Annotated in this window: 20 protein-coding genes; 5 read left to right on the top strand and 15 right to left on the bottom strand. The window is 62.1% G+C overall.

Annotated features, from left to right (window positions below; translation table 11 throughout):
• Nucleotides 1–37 precede the first annotated feature (37 nt).
• Nucleotides 38–1597, bottom strand: coding sequence for a DNA recombination protein RmuC (locus VG99_RS10265; protein WP_044499760.1), 1560 nt, complete (start codon nucleotides 1595–1597; stop codon nucleotides 38–40).
• Between the two features lie 179 nt (nucleotides 1598–1776).
• Here VG99_RS10265 and VG99_RS10270 point away from each other — a divergent pair, with 179 nt between their 5' ends.
• Complete coding sequence (locus VG99_RS10270) at nucleotides 1777–3102, top strand: sigma-54 dependent transcriptional regulator (protein ID WP_044499761.1); 1326 nt, start codon at nucleotides 1777–1779, stop codon at nucleotides 3100–3102.
• Between the two features lie 3 nt (nucleotides 3103–3105).
• Here the strand turns inward: VG99_RS10270 and VG99_RS10275 are convergent, their stop codons facing one another.
• From VG99_RS10275 to VG99_RS10330, 11 genes are all read right to left on the bottom strand, one after another.
• Nucleotides 3106–4296: an autotransporter domain-containing protein gene (locus VG99_RS10275; protein ID WP_052508846.1), complete on the bottom strand. Its 1191-nt coding sequence runs from the start codon at nucleotides 4294–4296 to the stop codon at nucleotides 3106–3108.
• An 81-nt stretch (nucleotides 4297–4377) separates the two neighbouring features.
• The gene (locus VG99_RS10280; protein ID WP_044499763.1) at nucleotides 4378–5121 is read right to left on the bottom strand and encodes a hypothetical protein; all 744 of its coding nucleotides are present in this window, start codon (nucleotides 5119–5121) and stop codon (nucleotides 4378–4380) included.
• A 51-nt stretch (nucleotides 5122–5172) separates the two neighbouring features.
• Complete coding sequence (locus tag VG99_RS10285) at nucleotides 5173–5868, bottom strand: C39 family peptidase (RefSeq protein ID WP_044499764.1); 696 nt, start codon at nucleotides 5866–5868, stop codon at nucleotides 5173–5175.
• A 53-nt stretch (nucleotides 5869–5921) separates the two neighbouring features.
• The gene (locus VG99_RS10290; protein WP_044499765.1) at nucleotides 5922–6716 is read right to left on the bottom strand and encodes a hypothetical protein; all 795 of its coding nucleotides are present in this window, start codon (nucleotides 6714–6716) and stop codon (nucleotides 5922–5924) included.
• 52 nt (nucleotides 6717–6768) lie between these two features.
• Nucleotides 6769–7335, bottom strand: coding sequence for a hypothetical protein (locus tag VG99_RS10295; protein WP_052508775.1), 567 nt, complete (start codon nucleotides 7333–7335; stop codon nucleotides 6769–6771).
• A complete protein-coding gene (locus VG99_RS10300; RefSeq protein WP_044499767.1) occupies nucleotides 7332–7805 on the bottom strand; it encodes a hypothetical protein in 474 nt (157 codons plus the stop codon). Before VG99_RS10300 ends, VG99_RS10295 begins: the two co-directional genes overlap by 4 nt.
• 372 nt (nucleotides 7806–8177) lie before the next feature.
• Complete coding sequence (locus VG99_RS10305) at nucleotides 8178–8873, bottom strand: TSCPD domain-containing protein (protein WP_044499768.1); 696 nt, start codon at nucleotides 8871–8873, stop codon at nucleotides 8178–8180.
• Between the two features lie 75 nt (nucleotides 8874–8948).
• Nucleotides 8949–11102: an adenosylcobalamin-dependent ribonucleoside-diphosphate reductase gene (locus tag VG99_RS10310; RefSeq protein ID WP_158023912.1), complete on the bottom strand. Its 2154-nt coding sequence runs from the start codon at nucleotides 11100–11102 to the stop codon at nucleotides 8949–8951.
• A 184-nt stretch (nucleotides 11103–11286) separates the two neighbouring features.
• On the bottom strand, nucleotides 11287–11877 hold the full coding sequence (locus tag VG99_RS10320) for a DUF1285 domain-containing protein (protein WP_082050028.1): 591 nt from the start codon (nucleotides 11875–11877) through the stop codon (nucleotides 11287–11289).
• A gap of 30 nt (nucleotides 11878–11907) precedes the next feature.
• The gene (locus tag VG99_RS10325; protein ID WP_044499773.1) at nucleotides 11908–12522 is read right to left on the bottom strand and encodes a DUF4823 domain-containing protein; all 615 of its coding nucleotides are present in this window, start codon (nucleotides 12520–12522) and stop codon (nucleotides 11908–11910) included.
• Complete coding sequence (locus VG99_RS10330; RefSeq protein ID WP_044499774.1) at nucleotides 12519–13418, bottom strand: radical SAM protein; 900 nt, start codon at nucleotides 13416–13418, stop codon at nucleotides 12519–12521. The genes VG99_RS10325 and VG99_RS10330 overlap by 4 nt, the downstream gene beginning before the upstream one ends.
• Nucleotides 13419–13600: 182 nt before the next feature.
• Here VG99_RS10330 and VG99_RS10335 point away from each other — a divergent pair, with 182 nt between their 5' ends.
• Nucleotides 13601–15289, top strand: coding sequence for a carboxylesterase/lipase family protein (locus VG99_RS10335; RefSeq protein ID WP_052508776.1), 1689 nt, complete (start codon nucleotides 13601–13603; stop codon nucleotides 15287–15289).
• Nucleotides 15290–15329: 40 nt separating this feature from the next.
• Here the strand turns inward: VG99_RS10335 and VG99_RS10340 are convergent, their stop codons facing one another.
• Together VG99_RS10340 and VG99_RS10345 are read right to left on the bottom strand one after the other, a co-directional pair.
• Nucleotides 15330–16352, bottom strand: a complete 1023-nt coding sequence (locus tag VG99_RS10340; protein WP_044499778.1) for an amidohydrolase family protein — start codon at nucleotides 16350–16352, stop codon at nucleotides 15330–15332.
• A gap of 51 nt (nucleotides 16353–16403) precedes the next feature.
• Nucleotides 16404–17042, bottom strand: coding sequence for a TetR/AcrR family transcriptional regulator (locus tag VG99_RS10345; RefSeq protein WP_044499779.1), 639 nt, complete (start codon nucleotides 17040–17042; stop codon nucleotides 16404–16406).
• 172 nt (nucleotides 17043–17214) lie between these two features.
• Between VG99_RS10345 and VG99_RS10350 the strand changes: the two genes are divergently transcribed.
• The 3 genes from VG99_RS10350 (at nucleotide 17215) to wrbA (ending at nucleotide 20059) form a co-directional block, all read left to right on the top strand.
• Nucleotides 17215–18366: an aminotransferase class V-fold PLP-dependent enzyme gene (locus VG99_RS10350; protein ID WP_044499780.1), complete on the top strand. Its 1152-nt coding sequence runs from the start codon at nucleotides 17215–17217 to the stop codon at nucleotides 18364–18366.
• A gap of 318 nt (nucleotides 18367–18684) precedes the next feature.
• The gene (locus VG99_RS10355; RefSeq protein WP_044499781.1) at nucleotides 18685–19383 is read left to right on the top strand and encodes a pirin family protein; all 699 of its coding nucleotides are present in this window, start codon (nucleotides 18685–18687) and stop codon (nucleotides 19381–19383) included.
• 76 nt (nucleotides 19384–19459) lie between these two features.
• Nucleotides 19460–20059 (top strand): NAD(P)H:quinone oxidoreductase, encoded by a 600-nt coding sequence (gene wrbA, locus VG99_RS10360; protein ID WP_044499783.1) that lies wholly within the window; start codon nucleotides 19460–19462, stop codon nucleotides 20057–20059.
• 4 nt (nucleotides 20060–20063) lie between these two features.
• Here the strand turns inward: wrbA and VG99_RS10365 are convergent, their stop codons facing one another.
• Nucleotides 20064–20843 (bottom strand): TatD family hydrolase, encoded by a 780-nt coding sequence (locus tag VG99_RS10365; RefSeq protein ID WP_044499784.1) that lies wholly within the window; start codon nucleotides 20841–20843, stop codon nucleotides 20064–20066.

A 20843-nucleotide genomic window follows, 5' to 3' on the forward strand; every position in this document is an offset into this window, starting at 1 on the left:
CGGCGCCCTGCCGGGTTTCTCTCTTCCCTAGCGAATCTCAACCCAGCGTATCCGCTGCCGGTGTATCGTGGCCGAGCTCAAGCTCGGCACGATCAGTCCAGTGCTCGCCCAATTCACCCTTGACCGACACGCCCAACTCCTTGAAATCCTGCACCTGCTTAACCAAGTTGCCACGGCCATTGAGCAGTTGGTCGCGGGCCCGGCGATAGGCGTCCCCGGCCCGGTCGAGGCCCTTCTCGATCTGGTCCATGCTGCCGAGGAAGGTGCGCAACTTGTCGTGGATGCGCGCCGCCCGCTCGGCCAGCTCGGCGGTGTGGCGGTTCTGGTCCTCGAAGCGCCATAGCTGGCGCACGATATTCAGGCTGGTCAGCAGGGTGGTCGGGGTCGCCACCAGCACATTCTGCTCGATGGCTTTCTGGAACAGGGTCTCGTCGGCTCTCAGGGCTTCGACGAAGGCTGATTCGATGGGTACGAACATGAACACCATCTCCGGCGCGTTGAGTCCCGGCAGATCGAAATAATTGCGCTCGGCCAGCTCGCGGATCCGCTGGCCGAAGGCATGCACGTGCTCGGCCAGGGCGACACGCCGCTCGGTTTCGTCTTCACTATTGATGTAGCGGGTATAGGCGTTGAGCGACACCTTGGCGTCGATGATCAGGTGCTTGCCCTGGGGCAGGTAGACGAGCGCATCGGGACGCTGGCGCTGGCCATCGCTGGCGGTCATGCTCACTTCGCGCTTGAAGTCGACGCCGGCGCGCAGGCCGGAGCGCTCCAGTACGTTTTCCAGAATCAGCTCGCCCCAGTTACCCTGGGTTTTCTTCTGGCCGCGCAGCGCGGTACTCAGGTCGTGGGCTTCCTGGGTGATCTGCTGGTTGAGCTGTTTGAGGTGCTGCAGTTCCTGGGCCAGGGCCGCCTGCTGCTGGGTATCCTTGTGATGGATATCCTCGACCTTGCTGCGAAACTGGTCGATCTGCTCGCGGAAGGGCTTGAGCAGCGCATCCAGCGATTGCTGGCTGGTCTGGGTGAAGGTCTGGCCCTTGGCTTCGAAGATACGCCCGGCCAGTTGCTCGAACTCCAGCTTGAGCTGCTCGCGGCTGTCCTTGAGCAGTTGCTGCTGTTCGTCGAAATGCTGCTGGCGCTGGTTCAGGGTGGTCTGCAGGGTGGAGTGCTCCACCCGCAGTTGCTCATGAACCTGCTGCAGCTGCTGCAGCCGTTGGTCCAGGGCGCTGCGTTCGCGCTGCAACTGCTCGCTCTGGCGCTGCTGCTCCTGCGCCTGCGCCTGGTAGCGCTCGGCGGTACGCTGCCACTCGTTGCACTGGGTCTCGGCATCGGCCAGGCGTACGGCCAGCCGGTCACGTTCGGCGTCCAGGCGGGTCACGGATTCCTGCAGGTGCTCGAGCCGGGTTTCCAGGCTCAACTGGCCTCCCAGTTGCTGGTGCAGCTCCAGTTGCTGGGCGCGGTTCTCTTCCAGCAGATGATCAAGGCGATCTTGCAGGCGCCGCTCGCGACCCAGTAATACCCAGCCGGTCACCAGCCAGCCACCCAGCAGGGCCAGGCACAGCATGGGCAATAGGAATGGGGCTTGATTCAGGGGCATGGGTTGTCTCCTTTGGCTGCCCGCTATTATCCCTGCGTATGACTGAATATGTAACCGTTGGGCGGCTGCCTGCCGCTCAACCCCCGGATGGGTGATCAAGAGGTTGCGGTCTGGCGGGCATCTGCTATGTTCAGGCAACGCCCCCGCACAATAATAACGTCATCGAACGAAGGATCGTCATGCTGGACGTGGCCAATACGTCACCCCACCGGTTATTGCTGGTGGACCCCTGTAGCGACTGCCTGGACCTGCATACGCGACTGAGTGATGCTGGCTGGCAAGTGCTCACCGCCACGCTGGAGCAGTTGGGCCAGCCGCACTGCGACCTGGGCCTGCTCAGGCTGCAGGCCGCCCACCTGGCCAACCTCGGCCGGCTCAAGCATGTGCTCAGCCAGACCGGTATCCAGTGGGTGGTGGCAATCCCGCCAGACCTGCTGGAACAACCCGGAGTGGCACAGTTCGTTGCCGAGTGGTTCCTCGATTACCACACCCTGCCCTTCGACAACTCGCGGATTCATATTGCCCTCGGCCGCGCCTGCGGCATGGCCCGCTTGCGACGACGCTATCAGCAGCAGGCCTGGCCCAGCGAGGAGCTCTTTCTCGGCACCAGCGACAAGGCCCGGGCACTGCGCAACCTGGTGATGCGTATAGCCCCTACCGACTCGCCGGTGATGATCCGCGGCGAAAGCGGCTCTGGCAAGGAATTGGTGGCCCGCGGCCTGCATGCCGGCTCGCGCCGCAAACACGGCCCCTTCATTGCGGTGAACTGCGGCGCCATTCCGGAGCACCTGATCCAGTCGGAACTCTTCGGCCATGAACGTGGCGCCTTCACCGGTGCCCATCAGCGCAAGGTCGGCCGTATCGAGTCCGCCCATGGCGGCACCCTGTTCCTGGATGAGATCGGCGACCTGCCCCTCGAACTGCAAGCCAACCTGCTGCGTTTCCTGCAGGAAATGCAGATCGAACGTGTGGGCGGTACCTGCCCCCTCAGCGTGGATGTGCGGGTGCTTGCGGCGACCCATGTGGATCTGGAACAGGCAATCAGTGCCGGGCAATTCCGCGAGGACCTGTATTACCGACTGAATGTACTGGAAGTCCGCACCGCTCCCCTGCGCGAGCGGCAGGCCGATATCGTGCCCATGGCCAGCCATTTCGCCAAACTCTATACCGCCGAAACCGGCTGTCGGCCGCGCAATTTCAGCAGCGATGCGATTGCTGCCATGTTACGCCATCCGTGGCCAGGCAATGCCCGGGAGCTGGCCAACCGGGTCCGGCGGGGCATGGTGCTGGCAGAGGGGCGGGAGATCGAGGCGGCAGACCTCGGCCTGGCGGCCGCGGCGCAGCCCTGCGTCGACAGCCTGCAGACCTGGGTGTTGCGGGCCGAGCGTCAGGCACTGCATGCCGCCATTAGCCATTACCCCAACAACATGGGTCAGGTCGCCCGGCAACTGCAGATATCCCGCCCGACGCTGTATCGGCTGCTGCACAAGCACCAGCTGCGTTGATCCTCAGAAGTAATAGGGAAACTTCAGGCTCAAACTGAAGTCGGGCGCATCGGGCGTCAACCCCATCGACAGGTTAGGCACCACCGTCAGCCGATTGCTGGCCGCCAGCGTCATGCCGATATTGAAATAGGCCGCATTGGCATCGCTGCCATTGACCGTCTGCCAGCCGCCATCGGCATAGCGGATGCGGCTACTGCGACTGATCAGCTCGGAAAATGACAGGGACAGGCTCATCCGCTCGTTCAGCGCAAAGGCCATGCCCAGGCCGAACTGGAAGTAATCACCGAGCTTGACGCTGCCGGGTACCTCGACATCGCGCTGGGCGCTGATGTCATCGAAGTCTTCGTCGAAATTATGGGTATAGGCCAGGTTGGCAAACATGACCGCCGGATCCAGGGTCTTCACCAGCGAGACCCCCGCCGTCGCTGACCAGACCCCATTACCGGTGGGCAATGATTCCGGAACCGTCAGGTTATCATTGCCGGGTACCTGGTCCAGCTTGATGCCGTAGGGATGATCGCCGGTCGGCGCCTTGACCCGCAAGCTCAGCACCGCATCCGGCCGGCCGGGCTGCTCATCCATGAACTTGTAGGCTAGCCCGAAGCTGATATCACCCAGCTTCGGACCGCCCTCCACCATCTGCTCGCTGTACGTCGAACTGGCACCGCCAGCACCGGCCGAGCGGTAGGTGGTTTCCCGATAGATATAAGGCACGTTGACATCGAACTGCCAACGCTGGCGCCAGTTGTAGCGGGCGGTCAGATCAAAGGTAAAGGTATCGGCATTGATTTCATCCACGCCGATATTACCGAGGAAGATCGCATCGAGGGCCAGGAAGCCATTGAGAAATAATTGACGGGTATCGTAATGACTGTAGGTAAACCCCGGCTCGAGACTGAAGCTGCCACCCCCGAAGAAACCGCTGGCTTCCTGGTACAGCGCTTCCACGCTGGGCGGCGGCTCCGCGTTGTCGCGCAGGGTCTGGCCGTAGCCCGCCGCGCTCCCACCCTGCCCCTGGCTGGCCGCCGCCACCCGCGCCGACGCTGGCGCTGCGGGCGCGGCGGCGCTTGATGCACCCTCAAGCTGGCGCAGGCGCTGCTCCAGGATCATCAAGGCGTTCTGTTGCGCCTCATAGCGCTGGCGCAGCAGGTCCAGTTCCTGCCGCAACAGCTGCTCATCATTGCCTTGGGCCATCAGATTACCGGTCACTGCCAACAGCAGGACCCCACCCGCCACTCTGCGCATGATCTTCTTCCTTGTTCTGATTCTGGTTGTTCAGTAACCGCCGGGACGCAGTGCGCGCAGCTGCTCCAGAGTGCAATTGGCGAGATCCTGGCCCAGCGGCAGATCACGCAAGGCCACGTTCAGGGTCGCCAGGTTGCGGGCCGAATTAAGGTTGCCGCTGAAGTTGGCTTGCTGGGTGATATTGCCACCGCCGATGTGCTGTAACGTGTGGCCCTGGGCGCCTGCATCCAGCTGGATCTGCAAGCCGCCGTTGCGGGTGCTGACCAACACCTCGCCGGCGGCGCCGCTGAAGCCGGTGGCACCGCTCCAGGGTTGGGCGCCAGCGTCCCGCTCAATGGCCCCGCCTCCCTTGGTGATGACTATCTCCAGATTATTCAGCCCGTCATTGAAGTCGCCGGCGCTGCGCACGCTCTGGGAAATGCCCTGGACCCCGGTCAACCCCGCTCCCCCTACCACCTGGCCATTACCGGGAATTACCGCCCCACCCTGGGGTTGATCGTCTCCCGGGGGCGTTAATTGGGTGACGTGCAAGCTCGGCTGGGCCTGATCATCAAGCCGGAAGGTCACCTCGGCGCCGATCGTCTGACCGGCGCTGTTTTCCCAGAGGCTGCTCATGGTCACGCCGAAATGGATGATCCGGCCTGGCATGACATAGCGTCCGCGCAACTGCGCCAGCTCCTCATCATCGAGTTCCGCGGCGCGGAAAGGATTGTCGGCGCTGGCCGGTACACTCAGGGCCATCATCCAGGCTGCCAGCCATACAAAAGACTTCATGCTGCTTCTCCTTGCTTACCGTCATCCACCCGGGGAAATTCGCGGTGATGCTCAGAAAAAATCACTTTGCAGAAAACCGAACTCCATCAACTCGGCATCCTTCACCGGCGCAAACTGGTCCAGCCGGTGGCGGGCGGTCAGCGGCTCGGGCGGCGTGAGCAACGCGTTCTGCCGGTCATACCCGGGACCAATCAGGGCGAACACGATGCCGTTCCAGCCCTGGGCGAATTCTTCCAGCATCATTTTCTTGTGTCCCAATACCGGATCGCCGACATACACCCAGCCATCGTTGCTGGTCTGCATGACCACGAAGTGCCGGTAGCCGCGGATGTCCATCAGCACGATGGCGGGGACTTTCACTTCTATCAGTTGCTGGGGCTGCAATCGGTAGCCCCGTGCCCGCAACCCCAGCTCCTGGGCGTAGCGCTTCATGTCCAGCATGGAGAAGCCCATGGTGCGGACCTGCTGCGGGTCGGCCCCGGCCAGCATGCCCTGGATAACATCCTCTTCGCTGAACCGCCGGCCATAGGCTTCGTTCAGCAGGGTCGCCATGGCGGCTGCGCCACAGCTGAAATCGGTTTTCTGTTGCACCAGATTGGCGAAACGCCGCTCGCGCATGCTCATGACCGGCTTGAAGACCAGACCGCCACCGGGCAAGGCGGCAAAGGGTTTCGGTGTTGCCTGCGCGCCAGCGCAGCACAGCTGCAACAGCAGAACGGTCAATAGCAGGGCCAGTGGATAGGTCATCGGCGTTGGTCCAGGATGGGAAAGGACCCGGGACACCCCGGGTCCGGTACCGCTTACGGGCAGGCGTAGCAGCCGGCTGCGATGGACAACGAGTTGCTCTGCTGGTTGGTACCGCCAGCGGCGATGTTCACACCCACGTTGCCCGATACGCTGTTGAGCGAGCCGAGCAGGTTGGCGTTGTTCTGCACATCCTGGTTGGTGGTGGGTGAACCGCCATGACCGCCACCCTGTCCGGGACGGCCCGCCGCGACCATGTCAAGGCTGTAGTCTCCCGCCTCGACACCGTTATAGGTGGTACTGGCCACCGCTACCTGCAGCACCCCGACGGAGGCCTCGGCATTCTGCGCAGCTTCCGACGAGGCGATGGTCACGTCGTTCTTCTGCTGGTTGAAGGAGCCCGCCGCCACGTTCAATCCGAGGTTACCCGAATAGGTATTGGCGGTATTTTCGACGTTGGCGTTGTTGGTGACGTCAAGGTTAGCCAGGGCATTACCACCGTTGACCTGCCCGATGGCGATGCTGGACGTCGCGGTATTGCCGAACACGAAGCTGGCATCCGCCGTGGAAATTGCCGCGGCGTTGGCCTGCTGGTTGGTATCACCCGCGGCGACGTTGACCCCGGCGTTACCGGACGAGCTGTCCAGGGCGCCCTGGACCTTGGCGTTATTCTCCGTGCCTTCGTTCACCACGCTGTTGCCCAGACTCACCTGGACATCAAGAATCGATGCCGTGGATTGGGAGGGCTCCCCCTCCGGCTCGTTGTTGTGACCGCCGCCGGCCATGGCACCGAATGACAGGGTGGCAGCGACTGCGAACGCGATGGGTGCAAGCTTGCTTGTTGTTTTCATCGATCTATTCCTTGTGTGCTTACAATCAATTTCAGTAGGACTGCGTGTACAACTACTCCACTATCCGGATACCCAGGTTGTTGATCATGCGGTTGCCAACCCCGGCACCCTGATTCAGCTGAACCACCCCGCGGCTACCGGAAAAGGCCTGGTCATCGATTTCCACCAGTCGCTCCCCAACCCCAGGTGATTCCACAGCTGAACTGAACGACGACCCGGCGGCGCTCTGCGCCAGTACGGTGTCGTCGAGGCTTTCGGGCTGGTCTGCTGCCCCAAGCCGAAACCCATTGATCTGCTGGTTGCCCACGCCAGCCCCCTGATTGATGCCCAGGACACCACTGCCGCCACTGAACGAGGCGCCACGGATACGGGCGCTAAAGTCGGCCGCGGCGTCGGCGGCGGTCAAGGCGCTGCGGTGTTGTTCCACCTTCAGTTCGGGCATGGCGCCGGCCGACACGGCCCGGGCATTGGCTTGCTGCTGGCTACCGCTGGCCTGGTTGATCATCAGCACCCCCTGATAACCCGCCGCGCTGCGGTCGATGGACGCCGTGCCATCGGCGGCCTGGGCCCCGACTGCCAGCATCACAGCGAGCCCCGCCAGCAGGCGTAAGCCGATCATTTGCCGCCACCCAGGATCTGCAGCGGGCGCAGCCCCTGCTGAATACTCCGATTGACCTGCCCCCCTGCCCGTCCCGCCGTACCACCCGCATGCCGCGCAGGGTTGAACCCCGCTGCGCCACCGCCGGCGGGCGCCGGATGGGAAGCGGAAACGCCAGCCGGTATGACATCGAAAGCGCCGGAGAAACGGCTGCCGCTGGTGATCCCGGCAAAGTCCCGGTCCGTGATTTCCGTGGGCGCCAGCCCCGACTCCAGGGCGCGCTCGAGCAGGACATCGCGCCGGGGGTTGACGACTTGCGGGTTGGGGTCCGGCACCAGCTCCTGCCGGGCGGCAGCACGCGGCTGGACCTGCCGGGACAGGATGATGTCGCCCTCGGCGCCGTGGACCGGCAACTGGGCCGCCACACCCAGGGCCAAACCCACGAGGCAAACCGGCAGTTGGATCAGCAATGCGGACAGCGTTGAGCTCATGGCAGGAAGTCCCTTTAGCAAACGGCTGCAACCGTACATGCCATGACCACAGCAAGGTCCGGGCCGGAATTTGAAAGGCTCGATAATTCAGAGAGTTAGAGATGTTTCAGCCGGCCGGCAGAAGACAGCTGTTTCAGAACTGAGACAGGCCTGGCCGCCTGAACGGGTTAAGAGCGGGCAAACCCGCGCTGTGCTGCGCTTGCGGGGCTTCCCGGGAAGTCTCGAAATTGAAACAGTCCGGTGCCGATAGCCAGTTCAGTGGCCTACAGGGGGATTGGGTGTATCAGATATGAGCGGAGCGACCGGCGAATGCCCGTCGGGATAAGGCAAGACACTGCGCCGGTCGCACCGGCGCAATGCATAGTCAGGACATCAACCGCACTTGCTATCGCCACAGGCCAGGCAGGTCATGCAGCCGTCCATCTGCACCGCGGCCTTGGTGTGGCACTTGCCGCACATCTGGGCACCGGGTGGATAGACCTCTGCACTGTCATCGCAGTCAGCGGCGGTCTGCGCGGGGGCATTGACGCTGGTGAACTCGGCACGCTTCTGCTCGAGATAGGCGCGCTGGTGCTCATCCATCTCGTCTTCGATCATGCCGATGCGCTTGAGGTGGCGCTCCAGCACATCACCAATCTCCGCGACCAGGGAGGGCATCCAGCGCCCACCACGCTTCATGTAGCCACCCTTGGGGTCGAACACGCTGTTCAGCTCTTCGACCAGGAAGGTGCAGTCGCCACCCTTGCGGAAGACCGCGGAGATAATCAGCGTCAACGCCGAAATCCACTGGTAATGCTCCATGTTCTTCGAGTTGATGAAGATCTCGAAGGGCCGGCGGGTCTCGTGGGCGCTGCCCGGGTTGAGCACCACGTCATTGATGGTGACGTAGATGGCGTGCTCGGAGGTCGGGGTCTTGATCTTGTAGGTCGAACCTTCGAGAAACTCGGGGCGCTTGAGCTTCTCGTGCATCTCGACATAGGCAGGCGCAGCCGCTTCGGGCGCCTTGGCCGGCTCGTCCGGCTTGACCACTGCGTAGTCAACAATCTTGCTGGTTATCTTGAGTGCCATTGTCCATCATCCTCACCCCGCACATTGGCGGGGCTATATTGTCAGTTCAGCCGGGCGACGCAAGTCCCTGGCGGCTCAGAATTTGCCGTAGTAGCCTTCCTTGAGCGCATCATACAGGTTGGCCGCCGAGTGCATTTCGCCGTCGTACTCGATTTCTTCCCCACCCTTGGCCTCGATGATGCTGCCGTCTTCCAGCTTGAAGCGGTAGGTGGTGTTGGCCAGGTCCTGCTCCTTCACCAATACGCCCTGGAAGGCTTCCGGATTGAAGCGGAAGGTGGTGCAGCCCTTGAGGCCCTTATGATAGGCGTACAGGTAGATATCCTTGAAGTCCTCGTAGGGATAATCCGTCGGCACGTTGGCGGTCTTGGAGATCGACGAGTCGATCCATTTCTGCGCCGCTGCCTGCACGTCCACGTGCTCGGTGGGCTTCACGTCATCGGCGGCGATGAAGTAGTCCGGCAGGTTGCGCGAGGCGGCCTGCATGTCCGGCAGCGCTTGCGGGTCGATGAATTCCCGGTAGGCCAGCAGTTCGAAGCTGAACACATCGACCTTTTCCTTGGACTTCTTGCCTTCGCGGATCACGTTGCGGAAATAGTGATGGGCGAAACTCGGCTCGATACCGTTGGAGGCGTTGTTGGCCAGCGACAGGGAAATGGTCCCGGTCGGGGCGATGGAGCTGTGATGGGTGAAACGGCAACCCTGCTCCGCCAGCGCCTCGACCAACGCCGCATCCTCGCCCGCGACCTGTTGCATGTAGCGGCTGTACTTGGCCCAGAGCACCTTGCCCTTGACCTTCTGACCAACCTTGAAGCCGTCCTTCTTCATTTCCGGACGCTTGGCCAGCATGGCGCCGGTCACGGTGAACTCTTCTTCCATGAGCGGGGCCGGGCCCTTCTCCTCACTGAGCTTGAGACCGGTGCGCCAGCCCTGCAGGGCCATCTCCCGGGAAACCTGCTCGGTGAACTCCAGCGAAGCGGCATCACCGTAGCGCATGCGCAGCATGGTCATGGTCGAGCCCAGGCCCAGGAACCCCATACCGTGGCGGCGCTTGCGGAAGATCTCGTTGCGCTGCTCTTCCAGCGGCAGGCCGTTGATCTCGACGACGTTGTCCAGCATGCGGGTGAAGATGTCGACCACCTTGCGGTACTCGTCCCAATCGAAGCGGGCCCGCTCGGTAAAGGGGTCACGGACGAACAGGGTCAGGTTGATCGAACCCAGCAGGCAGGCACCGTAGGGCGGCAGCGGTTGCTCGCCACAGGGGTTGGTGGCGCGGATTTCTTCGCAGAACCAGTTGTTGTTCATCTCGTTGACGCGATCGATCAGGATGAAGCCCGGCTCGGCGAAATCGTAGGTGGAGGTCATGATCATGTCCCAGATGCGCCGCGCCTTCATGGTGCGGAACACGCGGCAGGCCACCAGGCCGTCGTCGCGGGTGACATAACGCTCGTTATTCGGCCATTCGCGCCAGATAACCTGCTCACCGTTATTGATGTCAATGCCGTCGGCTTCCGCTTCGCCCGCGCTCAACGGGAAGGCCAGTTTCCATTCACTGTCCGACTCCACCGCCTGCATGAACTCCTCGGTGATCAGCAGCGACAGGTTGAACTGCCGCAGCCGGCCGCCCTCGCGCTTGGCGCGGATGAAGTCGGCCACATCTGGATGACCGACATCGAAGGTGGCCATCTGTGCACCACGGCGGCCACCAGCAGAGGACACGGTAAAGCACATCTTGTCGTAGATATCCATGAACGACAGCGGGCCGGAGGTGTAGGCACCGGCGCCGGAGACGTAGGCGCCCCGCGGTCGCAGGGTGGAAAATTCGTAGCCGATGCCGCAGCCGGCCTTAAGGGTCAGCCCGGCTTCATGCAGCTTGGACAGGATGTCATCCATCGAGTCGCCGATGGTCGCCGACACGGTGCAGTTGATCGTCGAGGTGGCCGGCTTGTGTTCCAGCGCGCCGGCGTTGGAGGTAATGCGGCCGGCGGGGATGGCGCCATGGCGCAGGGCCCAGAGAAACTTCTCGTACCACTCCTCGCGCAACTCCGGTGCTTCGACTTCGGCCAGCGCGCGGGCGACCCGCTGATAGGTCTCATCGACGGTCTGGTCGATGGCAACACCGTCCTTGGTCTTGAGCCGATATTTGGTATCCCAGATATCTTCCGAGGCCGGCTGCATGGGGATGGCGGTGACGACGTTATGCAGACGTTGAACCTTGGCTGTTTGACTCATCATATTCTCCTGGAATCAGTGCTTTACGGGCTTGACAAACGCGCACGCCTTCTCTTCCCTGCGCCCGAAAACCACTACTGGTTGTGCGTAAGTGCGAATCCTAGTCCCAGATATGGTAAATATCAACTGGAAATCGCCGACGCTTTTTACCTCCAGGGTATTGACTTTGCCCAAGGCGCACAGCTCAGGCGCTGGCCGGTGCGCCATCTATCGGAAAGAACTTTCCATCGCTCCAGACACCTACCCGCGGCTGGCCATCGACCTGTTCCTCGACGGCCAGATCTGCCAGCTCGTAGAACACATTGCGGTGGATCAGCGCCTGCAGATTGCTGCGCACCAGCACGTAGGGCGACGGCTCGCCGGTCGCGGCATCGGTCGTCACGGTGATGGGGTGCGCCTCGCCTGCCAGGATGCTGTGGCCGAGACTGGTGGTGAAGGTCAGGCGCTGTTCGCTGCCCTGCCCTTCTACCGCCAGGCGCACCGCCACGAAGGGCACATCGTCCACCTTGATGGCCCAGCGCTCCACGGGCGTGACCAGATAGTAGCGCCCATCCTCGTCCAGCCGCAGGATGCCGGAAAACAGCTGCGCCAGGGACTTGCGGGTGATGGGCCCACCTTCGTGATACCAGGTGCCGTCACGGGTGATGCGCATGTCCAGCTCGCCGCTGAGTTCCGGCTGCCACAGGTGCACCGGGGCCGGCTCGCTCGGGTCGGCGGTGATCGATTCCGGCAGGCTGTCGAGCAGTGATTGGGGTGGGAGTTGTCGATTGTCCATGGATTGCCTCGCTATCTGGAATTCAGGCCGTCAGCGGCTACCCAGCAGTTGACGGGTGTAGTCTTCCATCGGTTCCCGCAGCAGGTATTCTGGACGGGACTTGTAGAAGGCCAGGAAACCGGTGCGGCTGGTGACCGTGGCAAAATCGATCAGCCGCTCGGTGCCGGCTTCCAGCAGCATCAGCTGCAGCACCACCTCGTCCCGGCCCACATGGCCCTCGCTGGCCTGCTGGGGCGTCGGTTGCGCCCCGGCGCTGCTCTGGGCACTGGCAAAACGGGTGTAGAGCAGATAGTCGAGCCCGTACTGGCGCGCCTGCATCAGCGCCTCATTCAGTCCCAGCGGCTGCTCGGCCCGGCGCACCATGGGGAACACCTGTACCGCCGCAGCGAGCCCCTCCTCGGCGAGGATGTTGGGTCGTGCGTAGGCATGGCCGACCGGCACGAAGTGGCTCTGGGCAATATACAGCCGGGAGTCGGCCTGGAGCCGGAAATTGCCGCTGCGGCGAATCTGATAGTGATCCAGCAGCCCCGCATCGCTGAGATAGAAACGCCCTTCTTCCTTCATCTGCGAGGGGGTGCAGGCAGCCAACAGCAACGCAGCCATCAGTGCGAACAGGCAATGCGGAATAACGCGGAAGGCGGTCATAGGCCGCGCATCCATTCCGGTCGCAGCCCAGCATGGTCAGGGTGCGCGATTGCGGTACGCACCTGGGCCAGCATGCGCGCCTTGTCAGCTCCCAATACGCCCTTGAGCACCAGGTAATTGGACGCGTGGTCACTGCGAAAGACCGTGTTGTCCAGCTCCAGGGCGGCCAGGAACTGCTCCATCTCGCGGAACAGGTCAGCCTGGTCCAGTGGCTGGAAATCCGGAAACTGCTCCCGGTAGCGCTCCAGCCCATTAGGGAAACTGACCACCAGGGTGGACAGGTACTCCGGCTGGGCGAGATTCATCAGCCGGGCAGAGTTGGCCGCGTGCTGCTCGCTCAGCGAGCGCCCGCCCAGGCCATTGAGAATCATCACCGAGGTCTGGATCCCGGCCTCCCTGGCCTTGAGTAATGCTTCGGCCGTGGAATCGAAGGTCTCGCCCTTGTTCACCCGCCGCAGCACCTCGTCATCCCCGGACTCGGCGCCGACATAGAGCATCCGCAGGCCAGCCTGCCGCAGGGCCTTGAGCTCCTCCACCGACTTGCGCCGTAGATTGCGGGGCAAGCAGTAGGACGTGACCCGGTGTACTTCCGGCATATGCTCGGCAATCGCCTGGAGAATCCGCAGCAACCGATGGGTCGGCAGCACCATGGCGTCACCGTCAGCGAGGAACACCCGCTGCACCAGGAGTTGCTCCCCACAACGACGTATCTCATCCAGCACCTGTTGCTCGTCACGGGCGCGAAACTTTTTCTGGGGCGCCGTATACATGTCGCAGAAGGTGCACTGGTTCCAGGAGCAGCCGTTGGTGACCGGCAGGATCAGGGAGTGCGCCTCGCTCGGTGGCCGGAAGACCGGTTCGACATAGGCAATGGGGAAGTGGGACTGGGCAGACATGCGACCTCCAAATCACGATGCGACGGGCAGTCTACAGGATAGCGGCCCACTGTATCGAGCACGGCGGCGCCGCCATCACCCGAATGGGTTTGGCGCAGCTGGGGCGATTTCTTTTAATGTCTCCCCTACGGAGCAGGCATTGTGCCATTGAGAACTAATAACAACATATACGGAACATAACGATGCAAAAGAACAGGACCAAACCCACCGGCTTCATGCTGTCAACTGTATCGGCGGTCGTGCTGGCCGTCAGTCTGAGCGGCTGTTTATCGAGCGGCGGCGGTGGCAGCAGCAAGAGTGAGCGCGATCCACTGAGGGTCAGCACCGCCCAGGGCGATTACGTGGGCATCAACGCATCCGGCATGAAAGTCTATCGTGGCATCCGCTATGGCGTCGCGGAACGCTTTGGCAGTCCGGAATTCCCGCCTGCCCACAGCAAGGCAATCCAGCTCGACGAGTCCTTTGGCAGCGCCTGTCCGCAGCTTGCCAGCCCCTTCGGCGAGGCCAGTGTCAATGAGGATTGTCTGTTTCTCAACGTTTACGCTCCCGAGGAGCCCGGCGAATATCCTGTGATGGTATGGATTCACGGTGGCGCCTTTATCTATGGCGACGGCGGAGAGACCTATGACCCACAGCGTCTGGTCGAGAAAGGCGTCGTAGTCGTTACCCTGAATTACCGCCTGGGAGCGTTGGGCTTCCTGCCGCACGCCGATCTTGAGAACTCCAACTTCGGCCTGCAGGACCAGCAACTGGCCCTGCGCTGGGTTCAGGAGAATATCGCGGCCTTTGATGGCGATCCGGACAACGTAACCCTGTTCGGTGAGTCCGCAGGTGGCCACAGCGTTGCCAGTCAGATTGCCTCACCGGGGGCGGAGGGGCTGTTCCACAAGGCCATTATCCAGAGCGGCGCGTACAACGGCACCCAGCTGCCTCTGGCTGCGGGTCAATATGCCTTCGCCACCGAAACACTGGCCAAACTCGGCTGCGCCACATCAGATGACCTGCTGGGCTGCTTGCGTAGCCAGACCGTGGAGGACATCCTGGCGGCGCAGGCAGGAAATTATCTGCCCGTGACCGGGACCCCGACCCTGCCTGTATCCATCATTGAGGCGCTTGCCACAGGCGACTTCAATAAAGTCCCGGTTATCTCCGGAAGCAACCTGGAAGAGGGTTCGCTATTTACCCTGCTTGCGCTGGCAGATGCGGACGACGCCCTCCGTGCCGTGCTGGCCCCTGCTTTAAGCGACGCGGTGAAGGATGCCAGCTACGCCAATTCGGTTGGCACTTTATTGCAAGAAGACCCGAGGCTCGATGCTGAGCAGATTGCCAGCGACTATCTCGCCAGGTTCGCGTCATTGCCGGCCCCGGATAAATACATCGCTGCACACGCTGCGATTGGTACCGACTGGCGCTTCAACTGTCCTAACAGCACCCAATGGCAATTGCTAAAGGATCAGGTACCCACATGGGGCTACTGGTTCACCGAGCGCAACGCACCGGCATTGCCTGGCTTAGCGGCGCCCTTCCCGCTGGGCGCCACCCACACGGCTGAAATTCAGTTTGTGCTGAGTTCCAACGAGACTTTGACGGAGCGCGGGGCTACCGAGGACCATCTTGCTCTCGCTGAGCATATGGCCTCGTACTGGACCAACTTCGCGCGCTATGGGGACGACCCAGCTATCGGCCCGAACGGCACCGATGGCAGCGGTAGCCTACCGGCATGGGATCCTGTGTCCGACGCCGGCTTTGTTAACAATCTTGTCGCGCCGACCCCCACGGCCTCATCCAAGGCTGCTTTCGACGCAGCTCACCAGTGTGGCTACTGGAACGCGCCACCGGTACTGCCTGAAGAAGATGTATTACCTCAGTGAGTCCTCACAGCGGCGCTGACTAACGTCGGCGCCGCGCCTCTTACTCTCCCCGCCCGGGCAATATCGCCAGGAAGTTATCCCGGGCCACCTTGCGGGCCACATTTTCATCCAGCGCATTCAGAAACACATCGAAAGCCTGTATGTGCTTGCCCAGATTATCGAAGCGACCTACCACATCCGAGCCGATCATGAAGCGATCCGGATATCGCTCCACCAGCTTCACCCAGTCAGGCTCCGGCTTTCCGTTCTTGTCCAGCATATAGGGTTCCAGCACGGTCCAGGACAGGTCGATATACAGATTGGGGTATAGGCCGAGCATCCGCTCCAGCTCTTCGAAGAGAAAGTCCAGCTTCTGCTGATGCCGGTGTATTTCCTTGCTGGTGCCCGCGTGCGCCCAGATGAACCGCACCGAGGGGTGATCACGCAATGCCACTTCAAATTCGGGAAGATAGAGGGGGTTGCGCTCGCGCTTGGACGTTATGTTGCTATGGATCATGACCGGCAGATCATGTTCGGCGGCCAGGTGATAGATACGTATCAGCGCCTCGCTGTTGGCCCGGGGTGTTTCGCTCTGGGTGAGGGCCGTCAGGTCGTCATGGCGGGTGAAAATTTCACCTATCCCTTTCCACATTCCCGGATAGGTTTCCAGGAGCCGACGTACATGTTCATCCGAATTCTTGTCGTTGGGATTGAAACCGGTCAGAAACGGATGAAAACGCTTGCGTTGCTCCGCATCCAGCTCTTGCAGGGCATGGGCAACAATATGATCGGTGGCGCTGTACCAATAGGCACCAGCATCGTCACCGGCATAGTAGCGAGGCCGGCGGGGCTCGTCCTCATGCCACTTCTTGGCGACCGAGATGCCACTGAGCATCGCATGCTCGATGTCGTGCTCATCCATCTGCTTCAACAGCTTGGCCATGCCGTCGGTTTCCTGGAAGAAATCGACATAATGCAGATGGGCGTCGGCGTATTCGTAGTCACGTGCCTGGGCTGGCAACACCGCCAGCGCAGCGAGCAGGCACAGGGCGGAACGGAATGGGGGCAAGCGGGTACTCCTCATTGAATCGGCTGTCCGAATAGACCCGCCGCTTCGTCTGGAGTTCAGCGCTGCTCAGGCAGGCTCGCCGTCACGCCGGCGCTTGGAGCGATTGCCCATGCGCACCCCGATGTCCATCAGGAACTGCATATAGCCCTCCTTATCCTTGATCACCTCCTGCCAGAATGGCGAGTGATACATTGACATGGCGCCATGCACCAGCGCCCAGGCCGCGCAGTAGTGGAAATACGCAGGCACGTCTTCCAGCTTGCCATCATCGATACGGACCTGGATAACCCCGGTCAGGTGATTGAAATTGGACGCGCGTATGCGATGCAGCTCCTCGACGAGCTCCGGCATCTGATTGGTCTTGAGGACCTTCTCCTCCAGCCGGTCGAACAGCCGGTAGCGCTCGGGATCGCTCATGCGGAACGCGAAATATTCCCGGGACAGGGCCTCACGGTCGGTCTCGATGGTTTCCGAATGCAGCAATTCTGCCAGGTCGCGCTCGTAATCGAGCATCAGCCGCAGGTAGATTTCGGCCTTGGATTTGAAATGCTTGTAAATGGTGCCCTTGCCGATACCCACGTCATCGGCAATCATCTCGACGGTGACACTGTCCTCTCCCTGCTCCAGGAACAACCGCAGCGCCGAAGCGAGGATTTCCTGTTCGCGGCGGCGGAACTCCCGGACCTTGCGTGACTCATTCTGCATATGGCTTCCTGCGTGGGCGTGACGAAGAGTAGGCATTATGCCAATTTCATGACCCGTTGCACACTTTCGGTATTAATATGACCGAAAGGCCATGGCTTTTCTGTGATCAGGTTCCGTTTCCCCCCAGGCGCGCTATTATCCAGAGCAATACGCACCCGCACAGGACCCGACCATGCTCCATGAACTGCAATGGGATGATGAATTTCCCCAGGACCCCGCCATCTGCTATCTGAACCACGCGGCGGTCGCCCCCTGGCCCAAGCGTGCCGCGGAGGCAGTAACGGCCTTTGCCCAGGAAAACATCCATCGGGGCGCGACGGATTACCCGCGCTGGATCCAACTGGAACATCGCCTGCGCGGGCAATTGCAGACCCTGCTCAACGCGCCGAGCAAGGGTGACATTGCCCTGGTGAAGAACACCTCCGAGGCGTTATCGCTGGTGGCGATGGGGCTGGACTGGGCCGAGGGCGACGAGATCCTGATCAGCGATCAGGAATTTCCCTCCAACCGGATCCCCTGGCAGGCATTGGAGGGCCGTGGCGTCACCGTGCGCCAGGTCAGCCTCGACGGCGATGATCCGGAGGCCGCGCTGATTGCGGCCATGGGCCCCGCCACCCGGCTGCTGAGCATCAGCTCTGTGCAATACGCCAGCGGCCTGCGGATGGACCTGGTGCGCCTGGGTCAAGCTTGCCGCGAGCGCAATATTCTCTACTGTGTGGATGCAATCCAGTCCCTGGGCGCCCTGCCATTGGATGTCCAGGCCATCGATTGCGATTTCGCCATGGCCGATGGTCACAAGTGGTTGCTTGGGCCCGAAGGCCTCGGCGTGTTCTATTGCCGCCGCACGGCCCGGGAACGCCTGAAGCTGCTGCAGTTCGGCTGGCATATGGTCGAAGCCATGGGCGACTATGACCGGGAGGACTGGGTGCCAGCCACTACCGCGCGCCGCTTCGAACCGGGTAGCCCCAATACCCTTGCCCAGCAGGCGCTGTCGGCCAGCCTTGAGCTGCTGCTCGAGGTTGGGGAGCGGCGAATCCAGGAGGCCCTGCAACAACGCACAGCCTACCTGTTGCAGGCGCTGGGGCGTTTGCCCGGCCTGCGTATCCTCAGCCCGGTCACACCCGAGCGCCGCGCTGGTATTGTGACCTTCCAGGTCGACGGCTGCGATACCGACTGGTTGTTCCAGCAGTTGAAGGAAGCGGGAGTGATATGCGCAGCCCGGGGCGGTGGTATTCGCTGGTCGCCCCATTTCTACACGCCCCAGGGGGTGTTGGACCGGGCGCTGGATATCCTGCGGGATGTCCTATCCCGTCGCCCGGTGTGAACTGGTCACGATAAGCCTGTGCACCTTATTTCGAATAGGTTTAAACACGGCGACAAACTGACTGGAAATGCGGCAAATCTCGGCAATACTTTGCATAACAGGCGCGGCGTATCCCCCACATGCCGCTCCTGGCAGAACCGGCACTGCCCGATTCTGTATCACTCCTAATGGTCTTGACCCGAATTTCTCCCCCGGAATTCGGGTTTTTTTTGACCCAGGGATACATCGAAATGGTCGATATGTCTGACAGGGATTTTGCGTTGTTTATTACCGGCGGCCTGATAGATCATTGCGTGCATCATTACCCCGGAGGCAGCCATGATCGAACTACGCCCCTATCAGCAATTGGGAAGCGCCCAGCACGGTTGGCTGGATACTCGCTACCATTTCTCCTTCGCCAACTACCATGACCCGCATCGCATGCATTGGGGCCGACTACGGGTGTGGAATGACGACACCATTGCGCCCCATTCCGGCTTCCCGGGACACCCCCATCGGGATATGGAGATCATTACCTACGTGCGTGAAGGCGCCATTACTCACCAGGACAGCATGGGTAACCAGGGGCGCACCCGGGCCGGTGACGTACAGGTGATGAGCGCCGGGACCGGCATCACCCACAGTGAATACAATCTGGAAGACGAGGCAACCCGCCTGTTCCAGATCTGGATTCTGCCGGATGAAAAGGGCCTGCCGCCCTCCTGGGGTACCCGCCCCTTTCCGCGGGGCGAGCGCAGTGGTGCCTTCGTCGCCCTGGCCAGTGGCCTTGCCGACGATAGCGACGCCCTGCCCATCCGCGCCAACGCACGCCTGGTAGCTGCTACGCTCAAGGCAGGACAAGCGGCCGAATACCTTGTCGCACCGGGGCGCAAGGTCTACCTGGTCCCCGCCAGCGGACGGATCGACATCAACGGGGTCACGGCCAGCGCTGGCGACGGCGTGGCCATACGGGATGAAAGCCGCCTGCAGGTGACCGCCGAAGAGGACAGCGAAATCGTTCTGGTAGACGTAATCTGAGACGGATCAAATTCGACGAAACCAACGCTTCCGCTGGCCTTACCTGGCGGCGGCAACCCAGTCAGAGGAGTAGGACATGACCAAGGTGCTAGTGCTCTATCATTCCATGTACGGCCATATCGAGACCATGGCCCAGGCGATTGCCGAGGGCGCCCGCAGCGTGGCCGGCGCCGAGGTAACCATCAAGCGGGTGCCCGAAACGATGCCTGCCGAGGTATTCGCGGCGGCCGGCGGCAAGACCGACCAGCCGGCGCCCGAAGCCAGCCCGGCCGAGCTGGGGGATTACGATGCGCTTATCGTCGGCACCCCTACCCGGTTCGGCAATATGTCGGGCCAGATGCGCACCTTCTTCGACCAGACCGGCGGCCTCTGGGCCAAGGGCGCGTTGGCCGGCAAGGTGGCCAGCGTGTTCACCTCCACCGGCACTGGCGGTGGCGAGGAAATGACCATCACCTCAACCTGGACCACCCTGGCCCACCACGGCATGGTGATAGTGCCAACCGGCTATACCACGCCGGAACTGTTCGACATTTCCCAGGTGGGCGGCGGCACGCCCTATGGCGCCTCGACTATCGCCGGTGGCGACGGCTCACGCCAGCCGGACGAGCGCGAGCTGGCCATCGCCCGCCACCAGGGCAAGATGGTGACCGAGGTAGCTGCCAAACTGAAAGGTTGAATACTCAGGCGGCCGTCAGCGGGAACAACCGGTGGAAATTGGCGGTGGTGGTGGCCCACAGCTGCTCTACCGGCTCCCCACGCAGTTCGGCAAGGAACGCCGCCACCTCGCAGACAAACTGCGGCTCGTTGGGCTTGCCGCGATGTGGCACCGGCGCGAGATAGGGCGAGTCCGTTTCGACCAGCAGGCGGTCGGCCGGAATGCGCCGGGCCACATCCCGAAGGGCGTCAGCATTGCGGAAGGTCACGATGCCCGACAACGAGATGTAATACCCCATGTCCAGTGCGGCCCGGGCCATGTCCCAGTCTTCGGTAAAGCAGTGCAGCACGCCGGCATTCGCCAGGTCCGCCTCACGCAGCATTGCCAGGGTATCTTCCCGCGCCTCCCGGGTGTGGATGATCACCGGTTTGCCGGTGGTCGCCGCTGCCTGCAGATGATAACGGAAGGAGTCCCGCTGGGCCTCGGCCATCTCCGGCTGGTAATGATAGTCCAGCCCGGTCTCGCCGATGGCAGCCACCCGGGGATGGTCCAGCGCCTGCAGCAGCCAGACAAGATCGGTCGGGTCGTTGCGGGACAGGTCCAGCGGGTGGATCCCGACGCTGCACCAGACATCGTCGTATTGCTCCGCCAATGCCTTGACCACCGGCGCATTGGCGGCGTCTACCCCGATACAGAGGAACTTGCCGACACCCCGCGCCCGCGCGGCATTGAGGGCATTGTCGAGGGAGCCGTCGTGGGCGGTGAGGTCAAGGCGGTCGAGATGGCAGTGGGAATCTATCAGCAT

The organism is Pseudomonas saudimassiliensis (genome assembly GCF_000939975.1).
Taxonomy (GTDB): domain Bacteria; phylum Pseudomonadota; class Gammaproteobacteria; order Pseudomonadales; family Pseudomonadaceae; genus Halopseudomonas; species Halopseudomonas saudimassiliensis.

Excerpts from the sequence above, each read along its gene's own strand:
- VG99_RS10295 (WP_052508775.1), bottom strand. The coding sequence starts at position 7,335 with ATGATCGGCTTACGCCTGCTGGCGGGGCTCGCTGTGATGCTGGCAGTC.
- VG99_RS10340 (WP_044499778.1), bottom strand. The coding sequence starts at position 16,352 with ATGAGGAGTACCCGCTTGCCCCCATTCCGTTCCGCCCTGTGCCTGCTC.
- wrbA (WP_044499783.1), top strand. The coding sequence starts at position 19,460 with ATGACCAAGGTGCTAGTGCTCTATCATTCCATGTACGGCCATATCGAG.
- VG99_RS10325 (WP_044499773.1), bottom strand. The coding sequence starts at position 12,522 with ATGACCGCCTTCCGCGTTATTCCGCATTGCCTGTTCGCACTGATGGCT.
- VG99_RS10305 (WP_044499768.1), bottom strand. The coding sequence starts at position 8,873 with ATGGCACTCAAGATAACCAGCAAGATTGTTGACTACGCAGTGGTCAAG.
- VG99_RS10300 (WP_044499767.1), bottom strand. The coding sequence starts at position 7,805 with ATGAGCTCAACGCTGTCCGCATTGCTGATCCAACTGCCGGTTTGCCTC.
- VG99_RS10310 (WP_158023912.1), bottom strand. The coding sequence starts at position 11,102 with ATGAGTCAAACAGCCAAGGTTCAACGTCTGCATAACGTCGTCACCGCC.
- VG99_RS10355 (WP_044499781.1), top strand. The coding sequence starts at position 18,685 with ATGATCGAACTACGCCCCTATCAGCAATTGGGAAGCGCCCAGCACGGT.
- VG99_RS10270 (WP_044499761.1), top strand. The coding sequence starts at position 1,777 with ATGCTGGACGTGGCCAATACGTCACCCCACCGGTTATTGCTGGTGGAC.
- VG99_RS10350 (WP_044499780.1), top strand. The coding sequence starts at position 17,215 with ATGCTCCATGAACTGCAATGGGATGATGAATTTCCCCAGGACCCCGCC.
- VG99_RS10335 (WP_052508776.1), top strand. The coding sequence starts at position 13,601 with ATGCAAAAGAACAGGACCAAACCCACCGGCTTCATGCTGTCAACTGTA.
- VG99_RS10365 (WP_044499784.1), bottom strand. The coding sequence starts at position 20,843 with ATGCTGATAGATTCCCACTGCCATCTCGACCGCCTTGACCTCACCGCC.
- VG99_RS10320 (WP_082050028.1), bottom strand. The coding sequence starts at position 11,877 with ATGGACAATCGACAACTCCCACCCCAATCACTGCTCGACAGCCTGCCG.
- VG99_RS10330 (WP_044499774.1), bottom strand. The coding sequence starts at position 13,418 with ATGTCTGCCCAGTCCCACTTCCCCATTGCCTATGTCGAACCGGTCTTC.
- VG99_RS10345 (WP_044499779.1), bottom strand. The coding sequence starts at position 17,042 with ATGCAGAATGAGTCACGCAAGGTCCGGGAGTTCCGCCGCCGCGAACAG.
- VG99_RS10275 (WP_052508846.1), bottom strand. The coding sequence starts at position 4,296 with ATGGCCCAAGGCAATGATGAGCAGCTGTTGCGGCAGGAACTGGACCTG.
- VG99_RS10265 (WP_044499760.1), bottom strand. The coding sequence starts at position 1,597 with ATGCCCCTGAATCAAGCCCCATTCCTATTGCCCATGCTGTGCCTGGCC.
- VG99_RS10285 (WP_044499764.1), bottom strand. The coding sequence starts at position 5,868 with ATGACCTATCCACTGGCCCTGCTATTGACCGTTCTGCTGTTGCAGCTG.
- VG99_RS10290 (WP_044499765.1), bottom strand. The coding sequence starts at position 6,716 with ATGAAAACAACAAGCAAGCTTGCACCCATCGCGTTCGCAGTCGCTGCC.
- VG99_RS10280 (WP_044499763.1), bottom strand. The coding sequence starts at position 5,121 with ATGAAGTCTTTTGTATGGCTGGCAGCCTGGATGATGGCCCTGAGTGTA.